A 17,344-nucleotide genomic window follows, 5' to 3' on the forward strand; every position below is an offset into this window, starting at 1 on the left:
ATAACAGTGAATAAGGAGTGTTTGAGCTTGGTTTAAGAGATGCGCAGCTCGTCACTTTTTGTAGGTGAAATATGAAATTCGAACGGTGCTAATTTAGCTTCGCTATCGAATCACGTAACACCAAACTGCCAGTGGTATTGATGGTGGTCGCTTGCTCTGTTTCACCGACAATTTGCAGGATCGCCTTTTGCGTCATTTGCTCTAATGGCACACTGACAGACGTTAAGCTTGGCGTTAAAAACGCCCCCACTTTGCTGTTATCAAAACCAACGATAGAAACATCTTGAGGCAATGAGTACCCAAGTTCGGTTAACGCCTTAATCGCACCAATCGCCATGTCATCGTTTTCAGACAAGATAGCGGTGAATGTTGCTTTGCTTTTTACCAGAGCCTGAGCCGCATGATAACCGCTCTCCATCGTCCAATCACCTTGAACAACCTTGGACTCATCCAATGCAATACCCTGTTTAGTTAGCACATCTTGATAGGCTTGGTAACGCAACTCATCGGTCGAAGAACCGGCTTTACCACGAATCACTGCAATGTCTGTATGGCCTTGCTCGATGATGTGCTCAACCATCAAACAAGCGCTCTGATAATGGTCGGTGGTAATGGCATGATTAGGCTTCGACGGCATTTCTCGGTTGAGTACCAGAATCGGTGTGTCAGTACTTTCGATGATCTTTGCAATCTCGCTTTCGGTTAAGCATTGCGGATAGATGATGATGCCCGCGCACTTCATATCCAGCAGGAAATTGATCGCCTTTCTTTCGTCTTCAGCGCTGTGTTTGCCATCGGTGATCACCAATTGGTGATTCGACCTTTCGCTATAAGAAGCCGCGTGATACATCAAGGAAGAAAAGTAAGGGCCATTGAACAACTCATTGGTGATTACAAAGCCGATGAAATTGGTCTTCTTGGTCGCCAATTGCTGAGCCAACAAGTTCGGTCGATAACCTGTTTCTTGAATCGCATCAAATACCTTTTTCACCACATCCGGGCGCACGATGTTCTTGCCATTTAAGACACGAGAAACGGTCGATTTAGATACGCCTGCGCGGTTCGCGACATCAAGCATGGTTACCATTGGCTTCTCTTCCTTTATAAAAAATTAGCCGACATAGGCCGACTAATTCATTGCAAAATGACAGCTCACAGCTCACAGTTCACATAACTGCGCTGGGAAATGCATTCTAAATAGTGGCACCGTTAGATGCAATCACACCTTTATACCACTCGAACGACTTCTTACGTTTGCGTTCTAGTGAGCCAGATTGATCGTTGTGTTTATCTACGTAAATGAATCCGTAGCGTTTTTTCATCTCGCCCGTGGTGAACGACACTAAATCGATACAGCCCCAAGGGGTATACCTCATCAAATCAACACCATCAATCGAAACGGCTTTTTTCATCTCTTTGATGTGGTCACCAAGGTAAGCTATGCGGTAGTCGTCATTAATGCTGCCATCTTCTTCAATGGTATCAACAGCGCCAAAACCGTTTTCAACGATAAACAATGGCACTTCATAACGTTCATACAAAGAAGCTAAACAGAAACGCAGACCCGTTGGGTCAATTGGCCAGCCCCAATCGCTCGACTGGATGAACGGGTTATCGACCGAGTTCTCATGACCGCCGTCCATCGCTTCTTCGGTTGACTGATGCGAAGAAGAATCCAAGGTATTCGACATGTAGTAGCTAAAGCCTAAATAATCCGCTTTACCTTCTTTCAATATTTGCTCATCTTCAGGCTACATTTCAATATTGAAGCCTTTGATTTCCCAATCGCGTTTTGCGTAGCTTGGGTAGTGGCCACGAACCATCACATCCGAGAAGAAGTAACGATCACGCATCGCTTGCTGTGCCACCATGATATCTTCTGGCTTTGAAGAACGAGGGTAGAAAGGCACCATCGCACACATTGCACCGATTTGAAGATCTGGGTTAATTTCGTGACCTTTCTTAACCACTAAAGCACTTGCCACAAACTGGTGGTGAACCGCTTGATACATCGCCTCTTGCGGCTTTTCACATTGTGGGAACTTCACGCCAGAGCATAACCAGCCAAAGATATCTGCCGAAGTATTCATCTGGTTATTTATCTCATTGAACGTCATCCAGTACTTCACCTTGTGCTGGTAGCGTTCCATCACTGTGCCCGAATACTTAACGAAGAAATCGATCACTTTACGGTTCATCCAACCGCCGTATTCTTTGGCTAAGTGGTAAGGCATTTCAAAATGGCTCAGCGTCACTACTGGCTGAATATCGTATTTCAACAGCTCATCAAACAGATCATCGTAAAATGCTAAACCCGCTTCACACGGCTCAGCTTCATCGCCATTTGGGAAAATACGCGTCCAAGCGATACTGGTACGGAAACACTTAAAGCCCATCTCAGCAAATAACTTAATGTCTTCTTTATAACGATGGTAGAAATCCACTGCGACTTGGTTGGGGTAGTTTTCGCCATCAATCACACCATCGGTAATTCGACGTTGTACACCATGAGCACCCGCTGTTAAAACATCAACAACACTGACACCTTTACCATTCGCATCCCAGCCGCCTTCTAGCTGATGCGCCGCAACCGCACCACCCCACAAAAAATCGTTCGGAAATTCGTTGTTCATACCATTACTCGCTACAAGTTATTCGCAAAAAAGATCAGGATTAGAGAGCTCATTGCAGCCCTGAAACCGATTTCAATAAATGCAAAGATACAGATTGAAACCGGTTTCAGCAATAACTAAACGATCTTTTTCTGATCGAACTACAGACTAATCAAAAGTCAGCGTTACGATCAGTGCTCTTCAAAATATTGATCATGTGTGTGTTTGCTAGATTGGTCTTGAGTTCCGGGATAGAACTGAACCAAAGTCTGATCGGCTAGTGTGAGGTGAATCCAACCCTCTTTGACTTTCAGCCAATTGGTGCCGTTGGTCTCGTAGACGGCAGGAAAACTGCCCCAGCCTGACTCTGATACCTGCAACTCTTGAAAACGGTCAATTGGAATGAGTTTATTGCTGTTGAAATCAGCACCGGAGTAAACCAACAGAGGCTTGATAGCATCGTTTGGCTTAAACGTATAACAGCTCACAGAGGCTGAAGTACGATCAAACCACTGGTAGGGTTGTGCGCCTGTTAAATCATAGACCGTACAGTCGTTAAATTGAATGGCCCACTCTTGGTGAGCTTTAAAACCGAGGTAACCTATGGGTTGTGATGGTTCAGGTTTCGAGTCCGTCTCCTGCTCATACACCGGTTCTGAGGTAGCACATCCCATAAGCCCAAGACTAAAAAGGAAAGTCACAGCAAGCTTCATCATTGTCATACCTCAGTTCCGTTAGTAGATGAGTAACTCAATTAAGTCTCTACATTAAACGGTAAGTTCCAAGCGATTACCATCCGGATCGAGCACACAGCTCTCATAATAGCCATCGCCTGTTCTTCTTGGGCCATCTAAGCGCTCATAGCCGTCTTCGACCAAGCGTTGAGTCAGTTGATCGACCGCTTGTTCCGACCCTAATGAAATCGCCATGTGAATGAAGCCTGTGAACTGCTCATAGATATCGTCTTTCGATTCAGGCACAGAATCCATTTCCATGATCTCTAAACGACTTCCCGTTTCAAACGAGAGGAAGTATGAAGAAAACCCTTTAGTTGGGTTGTGATATTTTGATTTCGATGTCGCGCCGAAATAATCTTCATAAAATCGCTTCAGTACTTCGAGTTTTTTGGTCCAAATTGCGATATGTTCAATCTTCATTTTGTTTGCCTAAGTTTGATGTCTAACGCTAGATTACTCATCAAATAAGGAACAATAAACAGAACATAATTCATCAAAAGTGTTCCTATTTAATAGTCAGTTCCGTTATCAAAATACCAACAATTAGCTGCACAGTATTGGTATCTATGTTTGTGTAATAGTTATCTTTCCTCCATAGTCAGGTTTTACACAATCAGAGATTCAAACTGTGAGCTTTTTAAAACTGATACTACTTGCGGCTATATGGGGAGGCTCGTTTCTTTTCATGAGAATGGCGGCCAATCCATTAGGGCCCGCAGTCTTAATTGAAGCGCGAGTTCTGTTTGCAGCACTTACTCTGCTTTTAGTTTCTTTCTATTTAAAAAAGAAGCTCTCTTTTCATGATCACGCTAAACACTTCTTCATTCTCGGGCTGTTTAACACCACACTTCCTTTTTTGCTTTTCGCTTATGCCGCGCAGACACTTAACGCCTCGACACTCGCCATCTTGAACTCTACCGCGCCAATATGGGCGGCAATCATTGGTGCAATATGGACCAAAACAGCACTCGAGGCGAAAGTTCTATTGGGACTTGGGATTGGGGTAACGGGAGTTGGCGTGTTAGTCGGTTGGGATGCGATGAACATTGGCCGTGAGGCTATGCTTCCTATCTTTGCAGCAGTGATGGCGGCCTTTAGCTACGGAATAGCGTCAAACTATACCAAACAAGCCCCTAAAGTTGAGGCATTCAACAATGCTCATGGCAGCATGTGGGCTGCGGTGTTGCTGGTTTTGCCATTTGTATTCTTTATTCCGATGAGAGAAACACCCGACGTTACGATCACTACGTCGGTTATCTTATTAGGCGCGGTATGTACTGGGTTAGCGTATCTACTTTACTTCAATCTCGTCTCTGAACTCGGCGCACCTTCAGCCCTGTCCGTGACCTTCATCATTCCGGTATTTGGTATTCTCTGGGGTAACTTGTTCTTAGATGAAGCAATTGGCATCAATACGATTGTTGGTTCAATTCTGGTTATCACCGGCACCATGTTGGTGACAGGAATGTCGCCAATGAAAATGCTCAATGCCGCTCGTCAGAAACGCGCACAATAAGTTGATTGAATCCAAAAAACCTAATTAAAACCCTCAAGTAACAGAGACAAAAACGGCCTCCAAATGGAAGCCGTTTTTCATTGAGTCGTTAACAGCTTTGAGAGCTCGTCATGTATTGTTGAATCTTGGTTCTTAACCATTGATGTGCGGGGTTTAAGTCTGTTCGTTTATGCCAAATCATATACTGTTTCATCGGCAAGACCTCAAAAGGCTGCTCGATAACTTGCAGTTGGAATCGCTCCGCAAATTGATTAGCAAAACCTCTAGATGTGCTACCAACACAGTCGGAGCCAGAGACCAACACACACATCGTCATTAATGAATCACATTCGGAACTGACTTTTCGCTGCTGTATCGGATTTTTTGTAAAGTAATCCGCGGTGTAAAGGTGAGAGCGACGCATTCTGAAGGTGATGTGTTTCTCATGATAATACTGCGCTTCCGTTACCGATCCATCAATCCTTGGATGCCCTTTCTTGGCGATCAGCACGAGCTCATCTTCAATCACTTGCTGGTTCATATAGCCATTCACTTGTGGGTAGTGAATATCGATCGCTAAGTCGGCTTGCTGCATGCTCAAACTCTGCAGCAGATCTTCTTCATTGCTTGGCACCATATTGAATTCAATTGAGATGTTACCAAGCGTCTCGTCCTTTTCCACAAGGGGCTGAAGCTTGGTTAAACCGATCTCGTTGACCAAAATTCGAAACACATGATGCTGCTGATTATCGAACTGCTTTAGCGTGCTGACCGCGCTGGTTATCCCGTCCAATGCGGGCTCTACACGTAACGCCAACTGCATCGCTGCATTGGTCGGCGTTATACCTCTACCCTCTCGAATAAAAAGGTCTGTACCCAATTGTGCTTGAAGCCGTTTCAAAGCGCCGCTGACTCCAGGTTGAGTCATACCAAGCGATTCTGATGCAAGCGTGATCGACTTTAATCGGTACACTTCTAAGAACACGCTCAGTAGATTTAAATCCAACTTTTCCATGTCGCTCACCGTTACTCTCCCTGTCAATGTGCTCTTAATCAATCATAGGTCAGGTTTTATCTTCGTTCCCTAACCATTGCACGACTCAATACATAGCCAATCGTGATGTATTAACTAAAGCTTACTTTATTTTTTGCTATATGTCTTAGGCATATAATTTCCTCAACGAAACGAAATCCCGAATTGAAGAGGCACCTATGACTCCATCACGCACTTTCACAAATGCATCACTGTTCTTAGCAATCTCTCTTGCGTTCCCAGCTGTTGCAGCTAACCATGACCACGCGCACTTTAGCGAAATCGGCGATCAGGGTGGCAAAGACGCGACCGAGATGACGAAGAAAGCAAACCAAGAATTCGCGAAAACGCTTAACTTCGAAGACACTCGCGCTTTCGACAATAACAACAAAGGGTTGATTGCGAGCTTCGATCAAGAAACTGGCGATATTATTCGTAACAGCTTCAACTTCATCGACCCTAGCGTGAACAATGCCGATCAAGCGCCCGATTCAGTGAACCCTTCGCTTTGGCGTCAAGCCGTGCTGAACCAAGCTGCTGAAGGTTTGTACGAAGTTGTCCCGGGCAAAGTGTATCAAGTACGTGGTGCCGATTTAGCGTCTATTTCTTTCATCCGCAGTGACAATGGTTGGATTGCTTACGACGTTCTTCTCACAAAGGAATCAGCAGCTAAGTCATTAAAGTTCTTTAAGAACAACGTGCCTGATGGCGACGACTTACCTATCGTAGCGATGATTTACTCACACTCACACGCCGATCACTTTGGCGGTGCACGAGCAATCAAAGAAGCCTACCCAGACGTAAAAGTGTACGGTTCAAAAAACATCACGAAAGAAATCGTCGACGAAAACGTACTGGCAGGTAATGCGATGTCTCGTCGTACCGCTTATCAATATGGCGCAACACTGAATCGTCATGAGCACGGTATTGTGGATGCGGCACTCGCGAAAGGCTTGTCGACTGGCACCATTACTTACGTATTGCCGGATTACGAACTTAACCATAACGAAGAAATTGAAACGCTGGTTATCGATGGTCTAGAGATGCAATTCATGGATGCATCAGGCACTGAAGCGGCATCAGAAATGGTGACCTACATTCCGAGCATGAAGGCACTTTGGACTGGTGAGCTAACGTATCAAGGCATGCACAACCTCTACACATTGCGTGGTGCAAAAGTACGTGATGGCTTGAAGTGGTCTAAGAAAATCAACGAGATGTTGGTCACTTGGGGTGAAGATACCGAGGTGCTATTTGCCTCTCACTCATCGCCAATTTGGGGCGAACAAGAAATCTCTGACTACCTAAAAATGCAGCGTGACGCTTACGGTTTCACTCATAACCAAACACTTCGCCTTGCGAACAATGGTGTTGTTCTGCAAGACATTGGCGACGAGATCTACAAAGTCATGCCAGACAGCATTCAACAGTCTTGGCACACCAATGGTTACCACGGTACTTACTCTCACAATGCTCGTGCGGTGTACAACATGTACCTTGGCTACTTCGACATGAACCCAGCCAATCTGAACCCGCTACAAATTCACCCAGAGTCGGTTAAGTTTGTTGAATACATGGGTGGCAGTGACGCGGTGATTGAAAAAGCGCAGCAAGATTTCCAAGAAGGTGAATATCGCTTCGTTGCAACAGCACTGAACAAGGTTGTCCAAGCGGAACCCGAGAACAAAAAAGCGCGTGGTTTACTGGCCGATACTTATGAACAGCTAGGCTACCAATCAGAAGGCGCGGGCTGGAGAAACATCTACCTAACGGGTGCTCAAGAACTGCGTATCGGCACACAACCGGGCGCACCAAAAACGGCTTCTCCGGATGTATTGGCGAACATGACCATCGAAAACTTGCTGGATTACTTAGCGGTAAAAGTGGACTCATTGAAGGCGCAAGACACGCCGTTTACCATGAATATCCAATTACCTGATGTGAAAGAGTTCTACTACGTAGAGATGTCGAATGGCAACCTGAACAACATTCAAGTGAGCGAACTGCAAGATGCCGATACCACACTGGTCATCAACAAATCAGATGTATCAGACATCGTACTGAAGAAAACGACACTCAACCAATTATTGGAAGATGGCCAAGCGGGCGTGAAAGGAGACAAAACATCGTTGAACAAACTGCTGTCTTCATTGACTGAAGCTGATACCTCTTTTGAGATTGTTCCTCGTCCAAACAAAGGCGAAGAAGTCGACGCTGAGTTGTACCAAGATTCACACGAGCACGCGCATTAAACGCCCGATACACTAAATAGATAAAAACGACACCAGTTAGCTAGAAAAACGTTCTATAAAGAACACACAACAAGCCCTTACCTTTTGGTCGGGGCTTTCTTGCTATGTCATCTAATACATTGGGCCGTTTACGTTTCAATTCCAATACGACTGCGTTCTGTAATATCCCTTTTGGTAATTTAATAGAGAGGGATATATGATAGAGATTAGAACCATAATGCTCATCAGAAAGAGCAACAGTTACCAAATAATTCGAAATCAAACTAAGTTAAGTGAGAATAACTTAGGCTTTCAACCTAACAGACAATATTTAGTTTTGTATTTTTCAAAACGAGGATAGATTAAATGCCAATATCTAAAAAAATTCTAATCGAAGCAGTAAATCGATATAAAATTGAATTTGCAAAGCTATCACACAAAACTCAAGGTAAAACTAGGAATTTAGCTCAACACTCATTTATATGGGCGCTGAAAGATGGTGATTACCAAGCTCTAGGGGATGGTATTTGTGCAGGTTTAGCTATTAAATGGATAGAATATGATGTTCAAAATATAGACTTTATTGAGAGCTTAGATAAGCATCGTATGGAGATTTATACCGTACTTGGTTCGAAAGAAAAAACAACATTTGGCCAAGACATCGTTAAATCACATTTGATGCAAAAGGATTTACAAAAAGCACTAACTGGCACTTGCACACTAACGGGAAAGGTAAAAAACTTCCAATACCCGTATAAGTCACTCAGTAAAGCTCTAACGAAAAATCATTATTATTATGTATCAAGTGGAAGTCATGCGACTGCCATTAAATCAAATGGTACAACGGTCGACTTTTACGATCCTAATGTTGGAGAAATCAAAGAACTACTCCCTCATCATCTACCGTCTTATTTCAAAGCGGCAAAAGAAGCAAGTAGGCTCGCACAAGGGAAAAGTATAAAAGGTTACTCTTCCACCGTATATTCAGACCTCCAGATGGTTCAATTAAGTCCAAATTAAAAATACTCAAATTCACCAAGGTTTAGTGTTATTAACCTAATATTCAGATGCTATTGGCGATAAAGCCATAAGACCAAATAGACTCTATTTAATCCCCCCTCCCCCTTTTTTTTTATATAGTCTTATTTGCCAAACCAGATTGCGAAACGAGCTATGAGTGCTTCACTGTTAGAAGCATTCTCAAGCTCAAAACCTAGTACAGCTATTCTGCGCTTAGCGCAGCCAACAAAAACTCCGTACTTGCGCTAGCATGTTGCTCAATATCTTGTAGATTTGGTTTTGCCATCCCCATCAACACGCCGCTTCTCAAGCTTAATAGCATTCCCGTCCAAAGAGTAACCTTAGTGGCGACATCTTCGGTATCAAACCTATCCTTGAAAAACTGAGCGAGTGCAATATCGGTTTCGTTTTCACCTACCCACATAAAGCTTTCCAAGATAGCGGGAGACTTACCGTTTTCTGCAATCAATAGCTTCAACGTAGCGATATGTTCGTCCGACAAATGAAACGCCAAAAAGGCCGTAGCGAACCCATACAATGCCTGATAATTATCAGAGATTTTTAACTGCTCGACAGAAAGCTCATCAAACTGAGCCCCCATTTGTCTTAACGTCGCTCCAAACAACACATCTTTAGAAGAGAAGTAACGATAAAGCGTTTGCTTCGTCATTTTCGCTTCACTAGCGACTCGGTCCATGCTGGTTTGCACATAGCCTTCCGCGAGGAATATCTCCTTCGCCGCTTTTAAAATCGCGAGTCGTTTCTTCTCTTTGTTCTGCTCAATCTTGCTCATTACTTCATCCCCCCCAAAACAGAGATCATACTTTAAAGTATGATTTGTATTGACTCAACTAATTTTTAAAATCATACTTACCAGTATGATTTATTGATGGCAGATAATTGGATAGAGAAATGACGACAATGAACCTCCCTAAAACTGAAGCAAGAAATACTCGAACCCTCGGCTTTACCCTCGCGATCGCAGGTGCTGTATTAATGAGTATTGACCCCATCTTTATTCGTTATGCGGGTGTCAGCGGGTTTGATACGGCCTTCTTGTTCGGCTTATTCAGCGCAATTTCGATGCCTATTTTGCTTAAATTCAACGACAAACGCGGAATACGAAAGGCAGTAGCACAAAGCGGTTGGCCATTGTTGGCGGCGGGTATTCTTATGCTCGGCAGCGCATCAGGTTTGGTTTTCAGCATCAAAATGACTTCAATCGCTAATACCTTTGTGATCCTCAGTGCAGCCCCTGCGGTTGCCGCCATTTTCAGCTGGTTAATATTGAAAGAAGCCACCAGCCGTTCGACCTTAATTGCCATTGTCGCTGTGATGATTGGTATTACGATAGTCGTTTCAGGGTTATTTTCTTCAGGCAACTGGATGGGTGATGCGTTGGCCGTGTTCGCAGTTATCTGCCTATCGATGATGTTTACCTTGCTGCGTAAATATCAAGACGTCAGCCGATTGGCGAGTGTTGGCTTAGGTGGCTTGTTACTCGCAGTTGTGATGTTTTTCTTCGCAACACCATCAAGCTATAGCGCTGAAACGTGGTTAATCATGGGCATGATGGGCTTGTTTACAGCCCCTGTTGGACGAGTGTTATCTATGGTCGCAACACGCCACATTACCGCGCCAGAGGTATCAATGACTCTGATGTTAGAAACCGTGTTAGCGCCAGTTTGGGCGTTTATCTTCTTCACCGAGATCCCGCCAACGACCAGTATTATTGGTGGTGTGGTGATCTTGATTACGATCTTCATCTACACCTTAGTGACTATGAAAAATGATGACTAATTAAAGAATTAAATAGGAGCTAAACATGTCTGAAGAACTGAAATTTATTGGCCGAATTACTACGCCGTACCACTCGATTTCAGAGTGTCCGAATAACATCCAACCGGACAACGGCCCAATCTGTGAAATCATCTTAGATGACGTTTACCAGCAAGGCTTGCTCGGCTTAAACCGTGGCGACTACATATTGATCTTGTATTGGTTAGAAGGCGCCAAACGAGATGAATTGATCCAAAGCTGGAATGAAGAAACGCCGACCAATGGCACCTTTGCACTGCGTTCACCACACAGGCCAAACCCAATTGGTACTGCCGTGCTACCGATTGAAAAAATAGAGAATGGCACAGTGACCGTGAGAGGCTTGGACTGCTTGAACAACACACCACTGTTGGATATCAAGCCTGCGATCTATAAAGAGAAAGGATAAGCGAGAAATTGCTCGTCCTAAACCAAGAGCGAGCTGTGCGTTAGCGAAAGGAAGACATTACGCATACTTGATGAAAGCTTGGCTTAACTGCTGAAAGAGTGAATCTACGTTGGGTAGGGTTGTAAGATGTGCGGACAACGGAGTATGAACTTGCGCGTCCACCACGGTTGGATTCCCGCAAACTTGATTATAAAAATTCACGGGCGCAACGATGTTTTCTAGGTCGACATCTAACAAGATACAGGCTTGCGAAAGTACGATTTGGCCGCCCCCTTGTTTAAGCAAAACACGCTGCGCAGTGCCCACTATTTTTTGTTTATTGATATTGAGGTTGTAGTCACCATCACAATAAGAACCGGGAGTCGCGTGTACATCCACATCGATGCCCAGTTCTTTAAAAAACAGGGCTAATACATCGCATAAATGTAGATACGCTTTTTGGATGTTGTAGGCTTCATCACTAGGCCAATGGTAAATGTGCGATAAGTTAATGATCCCCGGCAGTTGAGGAACGGGAGCACCACCTGTTTTACGCGAGGTGAGCTGCCAGCCTTGTGCCGCGAGTTGCTTTCTAGATTCCACCGTCACTGGCCACTTTTTACCTGCGGGCAAAACGAGTGTCGGCGTTTTTGCTTGCCACAGCATTAAGGCTTGTCCAATCTCACCCGCCTGTATTTGCTGCAATAACTCAGCTTCTTTTTCAAACGCACGATCAACATCAATGTGCGGGTAACGTACGAGTTTATTCGTTAACTTCAATGCACTTTTCCTCTACAGATTGTGGTGACCTACCATTTAACGTTCTGAAATGGTTGATGATAGATAAGACTATATGGGATGGAAACAGCGCCAAAAGTTAGTTATTGGCGCCATAGTATTTGTTATACATACATTGCGCCATAGTTTGCTAGAAAGCCGATTGGAAGGAGCAATATCCATTGAGGAAGCTTTACAAAAACCTTCGCTCCAAAAAAATACAGCCCAACAGCCACAAACACCGATGCATACAGAATATACAAAAAACCTAGCAACTGGATTAGGAAATAGAGTGAATCAATACCATACCAACCGACGTATAAAAGCATTAATGAGCTAACAAACAAAGTGACCGAGACAAGATGCCAACAAGCTAGAAGTGTCGCTTTCGGTATATCATCGAGCTTCGATTTAAGAAAAGGTCTAACCGGGTCTATTTGACCAGCAAATACATGCACTAACGTAGTAAACAGGGCTAATAACCCCGAGCTAAATATCCATATATTCATAAAACACTCCGTACATATGACGCCAAGTTAAGGTGTGAACAACGCTACTACCTTACCTAAAACATTGTGTCATAAACACTAAACTTACTTGAAGTGAGAGCGCCAAGCGTTGTGAATCACTCTAAATTTATTGTTATGTTTGCTTAGAAGCGCCTGAATGGCTTAGCAAACACCTGATATTTATCGGCGTAAACTATTTTACCAGGGGTTTCTGTTCTTAGTTGATCAACTACGACCCCCTTACTTTCAACTAAGAAAACAAACTCACGTACTTTAGATATGTGTTCAGAGGAAGACTCAAGAAACCAACTGATATACACATCAGATTTCTTAGACTTCTGTTTGTTTAAGTAGTCTAGAGGAGATTCAAGGTTTTCATCGAACCACCCCATCACCTCGGCGATATGTTCAAGTTCATAGTCGTAGAATACTTCTTGTTTCTTCATACAACTGATTGCCTGAAATATGCCTGTTCTCTGATTTGAATCCTCATCGAGCTGATCAACGACAAATCGTACGTACATTTTTACACCTCAAAAATAACGCCAAGATAACCCGCACCAAACCTTGGCATATACTTTCACGAAGTGAAAATGCCAAGCGTTTTTGGTCACTGTTAAACGCCTTGTATGTGTCTTATTCAGACATGATGTAACCACTTACGATATTTTTCTATGCTACCCAGAGCTAGCTCAAATGATTCAGGTGGTGCTTCACCGCGCGCTAAGCGAATTAAAGTAGGAATGCTCATTGTGGATACAACCTTACCTTCAGCAGCCTTATTAGCACGTGCGATATGGTGAAACATTACTTTTTGTAATGCGTCACCGCTGCGATTCTGTAAATCAGAAATCAATTCATATATATGGAGATAAACGATATTACTATATGCCACTGTTTCGACGTAAGAAGGTATGTAGCCCTTATGCACAACTGCATTTCTGAAACCTTTCCACGTACGAATGTCTTTCTTTGCTATACCGTCTAAGGGTGGCTTAGATTCATCTATAATCGGCGGTTCACTACCGTTATGATCCATCAAATATGCGAATAGGTACGCACCAAACTGACGCTCTGATTGATTGGACACATGCTTCCACGTACTAAGAAATTTCTCATAGTCGACTTTATGCTTTACGCATGTCACTGCCACATAAAATTCGTAGAATCGCTCAAGAGCTGCCGCGATACTAGTAACCGCTTCGCGAGGGTACCCATCAAGTAGAGCCAGAGCTCCGAAGTCGAATAAAACTTCGAACTTCTGCTCTTGAATTACAGTAATAGTCGAATGCCCATTACTACACGTCGACGAGTATAAACCGTCATCTCGGATTTCAACTGAACTAAATTCTAGAGAAGGCTTTCCTTGCTCCTGAAAGCACTCCATACAATTTATATTTAACTTCATAATTCGACCATACACCTAACGAATGACATGGATTCCCCCTACCGAGGATCTGCCACACTTATGTGGTACTTAATTGCACCGGAGGCACCATGTCTGATTTTTCTTATTTCTGCGGTATCGACCTAGCTAAAAACCACTTTAGTCTTCATGCCGTAGACCAAAATGGTAAGGTCATACTTCATAAGTCAGTAACTCGCTCTAAACTACTGACTACAATAGCAAATATGCCACTCATGCGTATAGGCGTTGAAGCGTGTGGTGGTGCACATTATTGGGCAAGAACACTCAATACACTCGGTCACGACGCCCGCATTATGGCCGTTAAATACGTAATTCCTTATCGAACTAAGGGAAAAAACGACCTTAATGATGCTGTTGCCATATGCGAAGCTGTTCAGCGACCATCAACTCGCTTTGTACCCGTAAAATCCCCCGAGCAACAAGCCATATTATCGGTACATAGAATGAGAGAGCATTGGGTTCGTGAACGTACCGCGCTTATGAATCGCATGCGTGCCCTACTCTCTGAATTCGGGTTGGTCATTCCTGTTGGCCGCTCTTCGTTAATGAAACAGGTTCCCTTAATGCTGGAAGACGCAGAAAATGAACTGCCACACCTCGCAAGAACGGTGATTGCCGATGCTTATCACCACCTTGGAGAATTGAATCAACGTATCGCCGATACTGAACAAGTCTTCGATTCTTTTGCTAAGGTCAGCGCTAATGTTCAACGAGTGATGAAGGTTCGGGGCATTGGACCGCAAACCGCTACTGCGATACTTGCTTCGATAGGCAATGGTTCTCAATTTGATAAAAGCCGTGATTTCTCTGCTTGGCTAGGACTAGTACCAAAGCAATATTCGACGGGAGGAAAGCCTCGCTTAGGTCGAATAACCAAACACGGCGACAAATACTTGCGAACACTATTAGTTCACGGGGCAAGGACCGTGATTGCCAACCTTGGCGACAAGCAAGATAAGTTAAGTCAGTGGTGCAGAGGCGTTCTGGAACGAAGAGGAATGAACCGAGCAATAGTGGCACTTGCCGCGAAGAACGCACGAATTATATGGTCGCTTTTACACAATCAAACAGAATATGAAAACTATGCTGCTTAAGTAAAACCTTAAGCAGCATAAAGAGTTAAACCCACCGGGTCATTGCAGACGCTAATGATGGAGATAGGTTAAGACCACTTGCGGAGAGCCTGTTAATGCGGCGGACACACTAGATGTCATCTAACGAATAAGGCACCGCAGTCGCGCAAGTCATCAGGGCCACGACGTATGCGAATCGTCGATAAGTAGGCCGAATGTAGAGCGGCAGTCCAAAACCCATCAACATAAGTTTAGCGGATGTTTGACAACCGGGGGAATCCATGTAGCCGCGTTAAGTAGTGAGCAACGCCACCTCCCTACCTAAAACCTTTCCACCTTAAACACTAAAACTCGACTTGAACTGAAAATGCCGAGCGTTGGGAATCTGTCTTAAACGCTTGTTAGCTTTCTACCACTCCCAAACAGGAGAATGACCAAAATGTCTCACGTAGTGAATCTGAGCACTAAACAAGCTTAGCCACCACTTAGACTCTATATTAAAAAGGCTTGTCACATTAAGGCGTTGATTGGAATTAAGGTATTTACTTAGTTTCTTATGATTTTCTGCTTTATTCAGAATCCCCCGAGGGATTGCGATAGGATCTTTCAAAAAGTAATTTCGATAATAATGCCTTATATCAAAGTACATACCCAAATCATCTAACGAAATTTCAAACTGACTCACCCATTGACTGTCATTTATTTTAACACCCTTTGGAATACCTTTCTTTCTGCACTTAACGATATCCACTGGTAGCAAATACGCACTTCTTATAGTACCAGATGAACTAAATAGGAATATAAGGTACACATCTGGGGAATCTCCCTGTGATAACTTGGCTGTACCATTTTTGCCGTCTTCGGGTGAAGTAGACTTTATTTCAACAAGAGAGTTTTTATATTCAAAATCCCACCCAGGGTGATTAGGTTCGATTTCATTCATATCTAACCCGTCAAACATGGCATTAAAAGCTACCTCTCCAATACGCCCTCGAAACTTACCCTCCTTTCCGGATGGTTGTCTTGGTAAACCACGATTTTGAGAAACCGCCCATTGGATAACGTCCTCATAAGTAACTTTTTTTCGTCGAGCTTCATCGTTAACTATTCTAACGCCCCGCACAACATCAGAAATAGCAGTAGTCAACTTAAACTCTGTTTCGATGGCAACATCATACTTTTGAGGCTGTCTAAAATCGTCACGAATCAAATCAGGGCGAAGAAATAACGGTTGATCTAGTTTCACATCTTACCTCGAATATTAGTATTATCTTTATTGAACTATTTATAGCTGAATACCATACAGATAAGTATGGGGAAATCTGCTTTGAAAGCTAACGCTGCTATTAAGTGGAAAATAATGGTTGGCATATAATCGCGTAGCGATGGCCAACTGTTATTTTTCCACTTGAATGCCCTTGTTATGTGTTTGTTACCGCTTAAATTTGATATGTTTATTTCCATTAGCATCTGCTCTTGCTTTTTTTAACTGTAAATCCAGTAACTCATCAAGTTTCGGTTGCAGGTGAAAGTGCCATCTCATAAAGCCATATGACATCAAAACTAATCCTAAAGCTATAAAAAAACTTGAGATATTCATATTAAAAGGCTTATCAGCCTTTAATAATTCAATCCTTTTTTTAAGTGCAGTTATCTGCATTTCTTCGTGCAAGTTTGGTTTTTCAATAAGCTCAAGTTTTGATAGATTTATTGCATATTTAAAGAGGTTATTATTAAAATTATTATGTGTACTATTAAAAATATAACCTCCGAAAACTGTTAATACGAGCCCCAAAATAGCAAAGAACTTGTATATATTATCTGTTGGAACATTTGCGTTTGAATTGAACATTACCACTCCTTGGAAGAACACATAGACATAATGACCCCCACGAAAGGTGCTAGCCTCCAATATCGTGGGTTAGCTTAAAGCCAGAGCCATAATTAGTGCGTCAAACAACTAAATTTGGAGGCTAGCATGAATAAAGATAGCATAATTTTTATTGGCTTAGATACGCATAAGTCATTTATTCAAGTCACTGTATTACAAGAACATCGTGGGGCAAATCCACTACACCTTGGCCGTATTAAATCGAATAAGTCCGCGTTGATTAAATTGGCCAAACAGCTGCAATCTAAGTATCCCAAAGCCACTCTGCACTTTGTCTATGAAGCAGGACCATGTGGTTACTGGACTTATCGCTTAATGACGAGCCTTGGAC

17 protein-coding genes and 2 pseudogenes are annotated in these 17,344 nt (G+C 43.2%); 7 read left to right on the forward strand and 12 right to left on the reverse strand.

Annotated features, from left to right (window positions below):
- Positions 1-88: 88 nt before the first annotated feature.
- The 4 genes and pseudogenes from ACED60_RS11805 to ACED60_RS11820 form a co-directional block, all read right to left on the reverse strand.
- Positions 89-1,087 (reverse strand): LacI family DNA-binding transcriptional regulator, encoded by a 999-nt coding sequence (locus tag ACED60_RS11805; protein ID WP_371727598.1) that lies wholly within the window; start codon positions 1,085-1,087, stop codon positions 89-91.
- Between the two features lie 106 nt (positions 1,088-1,193).
- A pseudogene (locus ACED60_RS11810) lies at positions 1,194-2,633 on the reverse strand (6-phospho-beta-glucosidase).
- A 170-nt stretch (positions 2,634-2,803) separates the two neighbouring features.
- Positions 2,804-3,328: a hypothetical protein gene (locus ACED60_RS11815; protein WP_371727614.1), complete on the reverse strand. Its 525-nt coding sequence runs from the start codon at positions 3,326-3,328 to the stop codon at positions 2,804-2,806.
- 51 nt (positions 3,329-3,379) lie between these two features.
- Positions 3,380-3,769 (reverse strand): VOC family protein, encoded by a 390-nt coding sequence (locus tag ACED60_RS11820; protein ID WP_371727599.1) that lies wholly within the window; start codon positions 3,767-3,769, stop codon positions 3,380-3,382.
- A gap of 265 nt (positions 3,770-4,034) precedes the next feature.
- On the opposite strand from ACED60_RS11820, the gene ACED60_RS11825 reads away from it, so the two are divergent.
- Positions 4,035-4,865, forward strand: coding sequence for a DMT family transporter (locus ACED60_RS11825; RefSeq protein WP_371727615.1), 831 nt, complete (start codon positions 4,035-4,037; stop codon positions 4,863-4,865).
- A gap of 88 nt (positions 4,866-4,953) precedes the next feature.
- Here ACED60_RS11825 and ACED60_RS11830 read toward each other — a convergent pair whose 3' ends face one another.
- On the reverse strand, positions 4,954-5,868 hold the full coding sequence (locus tag ACED60_RS11830) for a LysR family transcriptional regulator (protein ID WP_371727600.1): 915 nt from the start codon (positions 5,866-5,868) through the stop codon (positions 4,954-4,956).
- Positions 5,869-6,056: 188 nt separating this feature from the next.
- Here ACED60_RS11830 and ACED60_RS11835 point away from each other — a divergent pair, with 188 nt between their 5' ends.
- Both ACED60_RS11835 and ACED60_RS11840 read left to right on the forward strand, forming a co-directional pair.
- Entirely contained in the window at positions 6,057-8,129 is a 2,073-nt protein-coding gene (locus ACED60_RS11835) for an alkyl/aryl-sulfatase (protein ID WP_371727602.1), read from the forward strand.
- Positions 8,130-8,474: 345 nt separating this feature from the next.
- Entirely contained in the window at positions 8,475-9,128 is a 654-nt protein-coding gene (locus tag ACED60_RS11840) for a YopT-type cysteine protease domain-containing protein (RefSeq protein WP_371727603.1), read from the forward strand.
- Positions 9,129-9,330: 202 nt separating this feature from the next.
- Here ACED60_RS11840 and ACED60_RS11845 read toward each other — a convergent pair whose 3' ends face one another.
- Complete coding sequence (locus tag ACED60_RS11845) at positions 9,331-9,921, reverse strand: TetR family transcriptional regulator (RefSeq protein ID WP_371727604.1); 591 nt, start codon at positions 9,919-9,921, stop codon at positions 9,331-9,333.
- Between the two features lie 119 nt (positions 9,922-10,040).
- Between ACED60_RS11845 and ACED60_RS11850 the strand changes: the two genes are divergently transcribed.
- Both ACED60_RS11850 and ACED60_RS11855 read left to right on the forward strand, forming a co-directional pair.
- A complete protein-coding gene (locus ACED60_RS11850; RefSeq protein ID WP_371727605.1) occupies positions 10,041-10,928 on the forward strand; it encodes a DMT family transporter in 888 nt (295 codons plus the stop codon).
- 25 nt (positions 10,929-10,953) lie between these two features.
- On the forward strand, positions 10,954-11,355 hold the full coding sequence (locus ACED60_RS11855) for an SAM-dependent methyltransferase (RefSeq protein ID WP_122046107.1): 402 nt from the start codon (positions 10,954-10,956) through the stop codon (positions 11,353-11,355).
- A 57-nt stretch (positions 11,356-11,412) separates the two neighbouring features.
- Here the strand turns inward: ACED60_RS11855 and ACED60_RS11860 are convergent, their stop codons facing one another.
- From ACED60_RS11860 to ACED60_RS11875, 4 genes are all read right to left on the reverse strand, one after another.
- Positions 11,413-12,114 carry a biotin/lipoate A/B protein ligase family protein gene (locus ACED60_RS11860; RefSeq protein WP_371727606.1) on the reverse strand — a complete coding sequence of 234 codons (702 nt, stop codon included), beginning with the start codon at positions 12,112-12,114 and terminating at the stop codon, positions 11,413-11,415.
- Positions 12,115-12,236: 122 nt separating this feature from the next.
- Complete coding sequence (locus tag ACED60_RS11865; RefSeq protein ID WP_054542608.1) at positions 12,237-12,620, reverse strand: hypothetical protein; 384 nt, start codon at positions 12,618-12,620, stop codon at positions 12,237-12,239.
- 143 nt (positions 12,621-12,763) lie between these two features.
- Positions 12,764-13,144, reverse strand: a complete 381-nt coding sequence (locus ACED60_RS11870; RefSeq protein ID WP_108187562.1) for a hypothetical protein — start codon at positions 13,142-13,144, stop codon at positions 12,764-12,766.
- A 116-nt stretch (positions 13,145-13,260) separates the two neighbouring features.
- Positions 13,261-14,028: a hypothetical protein gene (locus tag ACED60_RS11875; RefSeq protein ID WP_371727607.1), complete on the reverse strand. Its 768-nt coding sequence runs from the start codon at positions 14,026-14,028 to the stop codon at positions 13,261-13,263.
- 89 nt (positions 14,029-14,117) lie between these two features.
- On the opposite strand from ACED60_RS11875, the gene ACED60_RS11880 reads away from it, so the two are divergent.
- A complete protein-coding gene (locus ACED60_RS11880; RefSeq protein WP_371727608.1) occupies positions 14,118-15,143 on the forward strand; it encodes an IS110-like element ISVisp6 family transposase in 1,026 nt (341 codons plus the stop codon).
- A 388-nt stretch (positions 15,144-15,531) separates the two neighbouring features.
- On the opposite strand, the gene ACED60_RS11885 is transcribed toward ACED60_RS11880, so the two are convergent.
- Both ACED60_RS11885 and ACED60_RS11890 read right to left on the reverse strand, forming a co-directional pair.
- Positions 15,532-16,368 carry a hypothetical protein gene (locus ACED60_RS11885; protein WP_371727609.1) on the reverse strand — a complete coding sequence of 279 codons (837 nt, stop codon included), beginning with the start codon at positions 16,366-16,368 and terminating at the stop codon, positions 15,532-15,534.
- 186 nt (positions 16,369-16,554) lie between these two features.
- Positions 16,555-16,974: a hypothetical protein gene (locus ACED60_RS11890; RefSeq protein ID WP_102582967.1), complete on the reverse strand. Its 420-nt coding sequence runs from the start codon at positions 16,972-16,974 to the stop codon at positions 16,555-16,557.
- 126 nt (positions 16,975-17,100) lie between these two features.
- Here ACED60_RS11890 and ACED60_RS11895 point away from each other — a divergent pair.
- Positions 17,101-17,344 (forward strand): annotated as a pseudogene (locus tag ACED60_RS11895) (IS110 family transposase); the annotation flags it as partial.

The sequence above is a fragment of the Vibrio sp. 1F279 genome, assembly GCF_041439815.1.
GTDB lineage: Bacteria > Pseudomonadota > Gammaproteobacteria > Enterobacterales > Vibrionaceae > Vibrio > Vibrio tasmaniensis_A.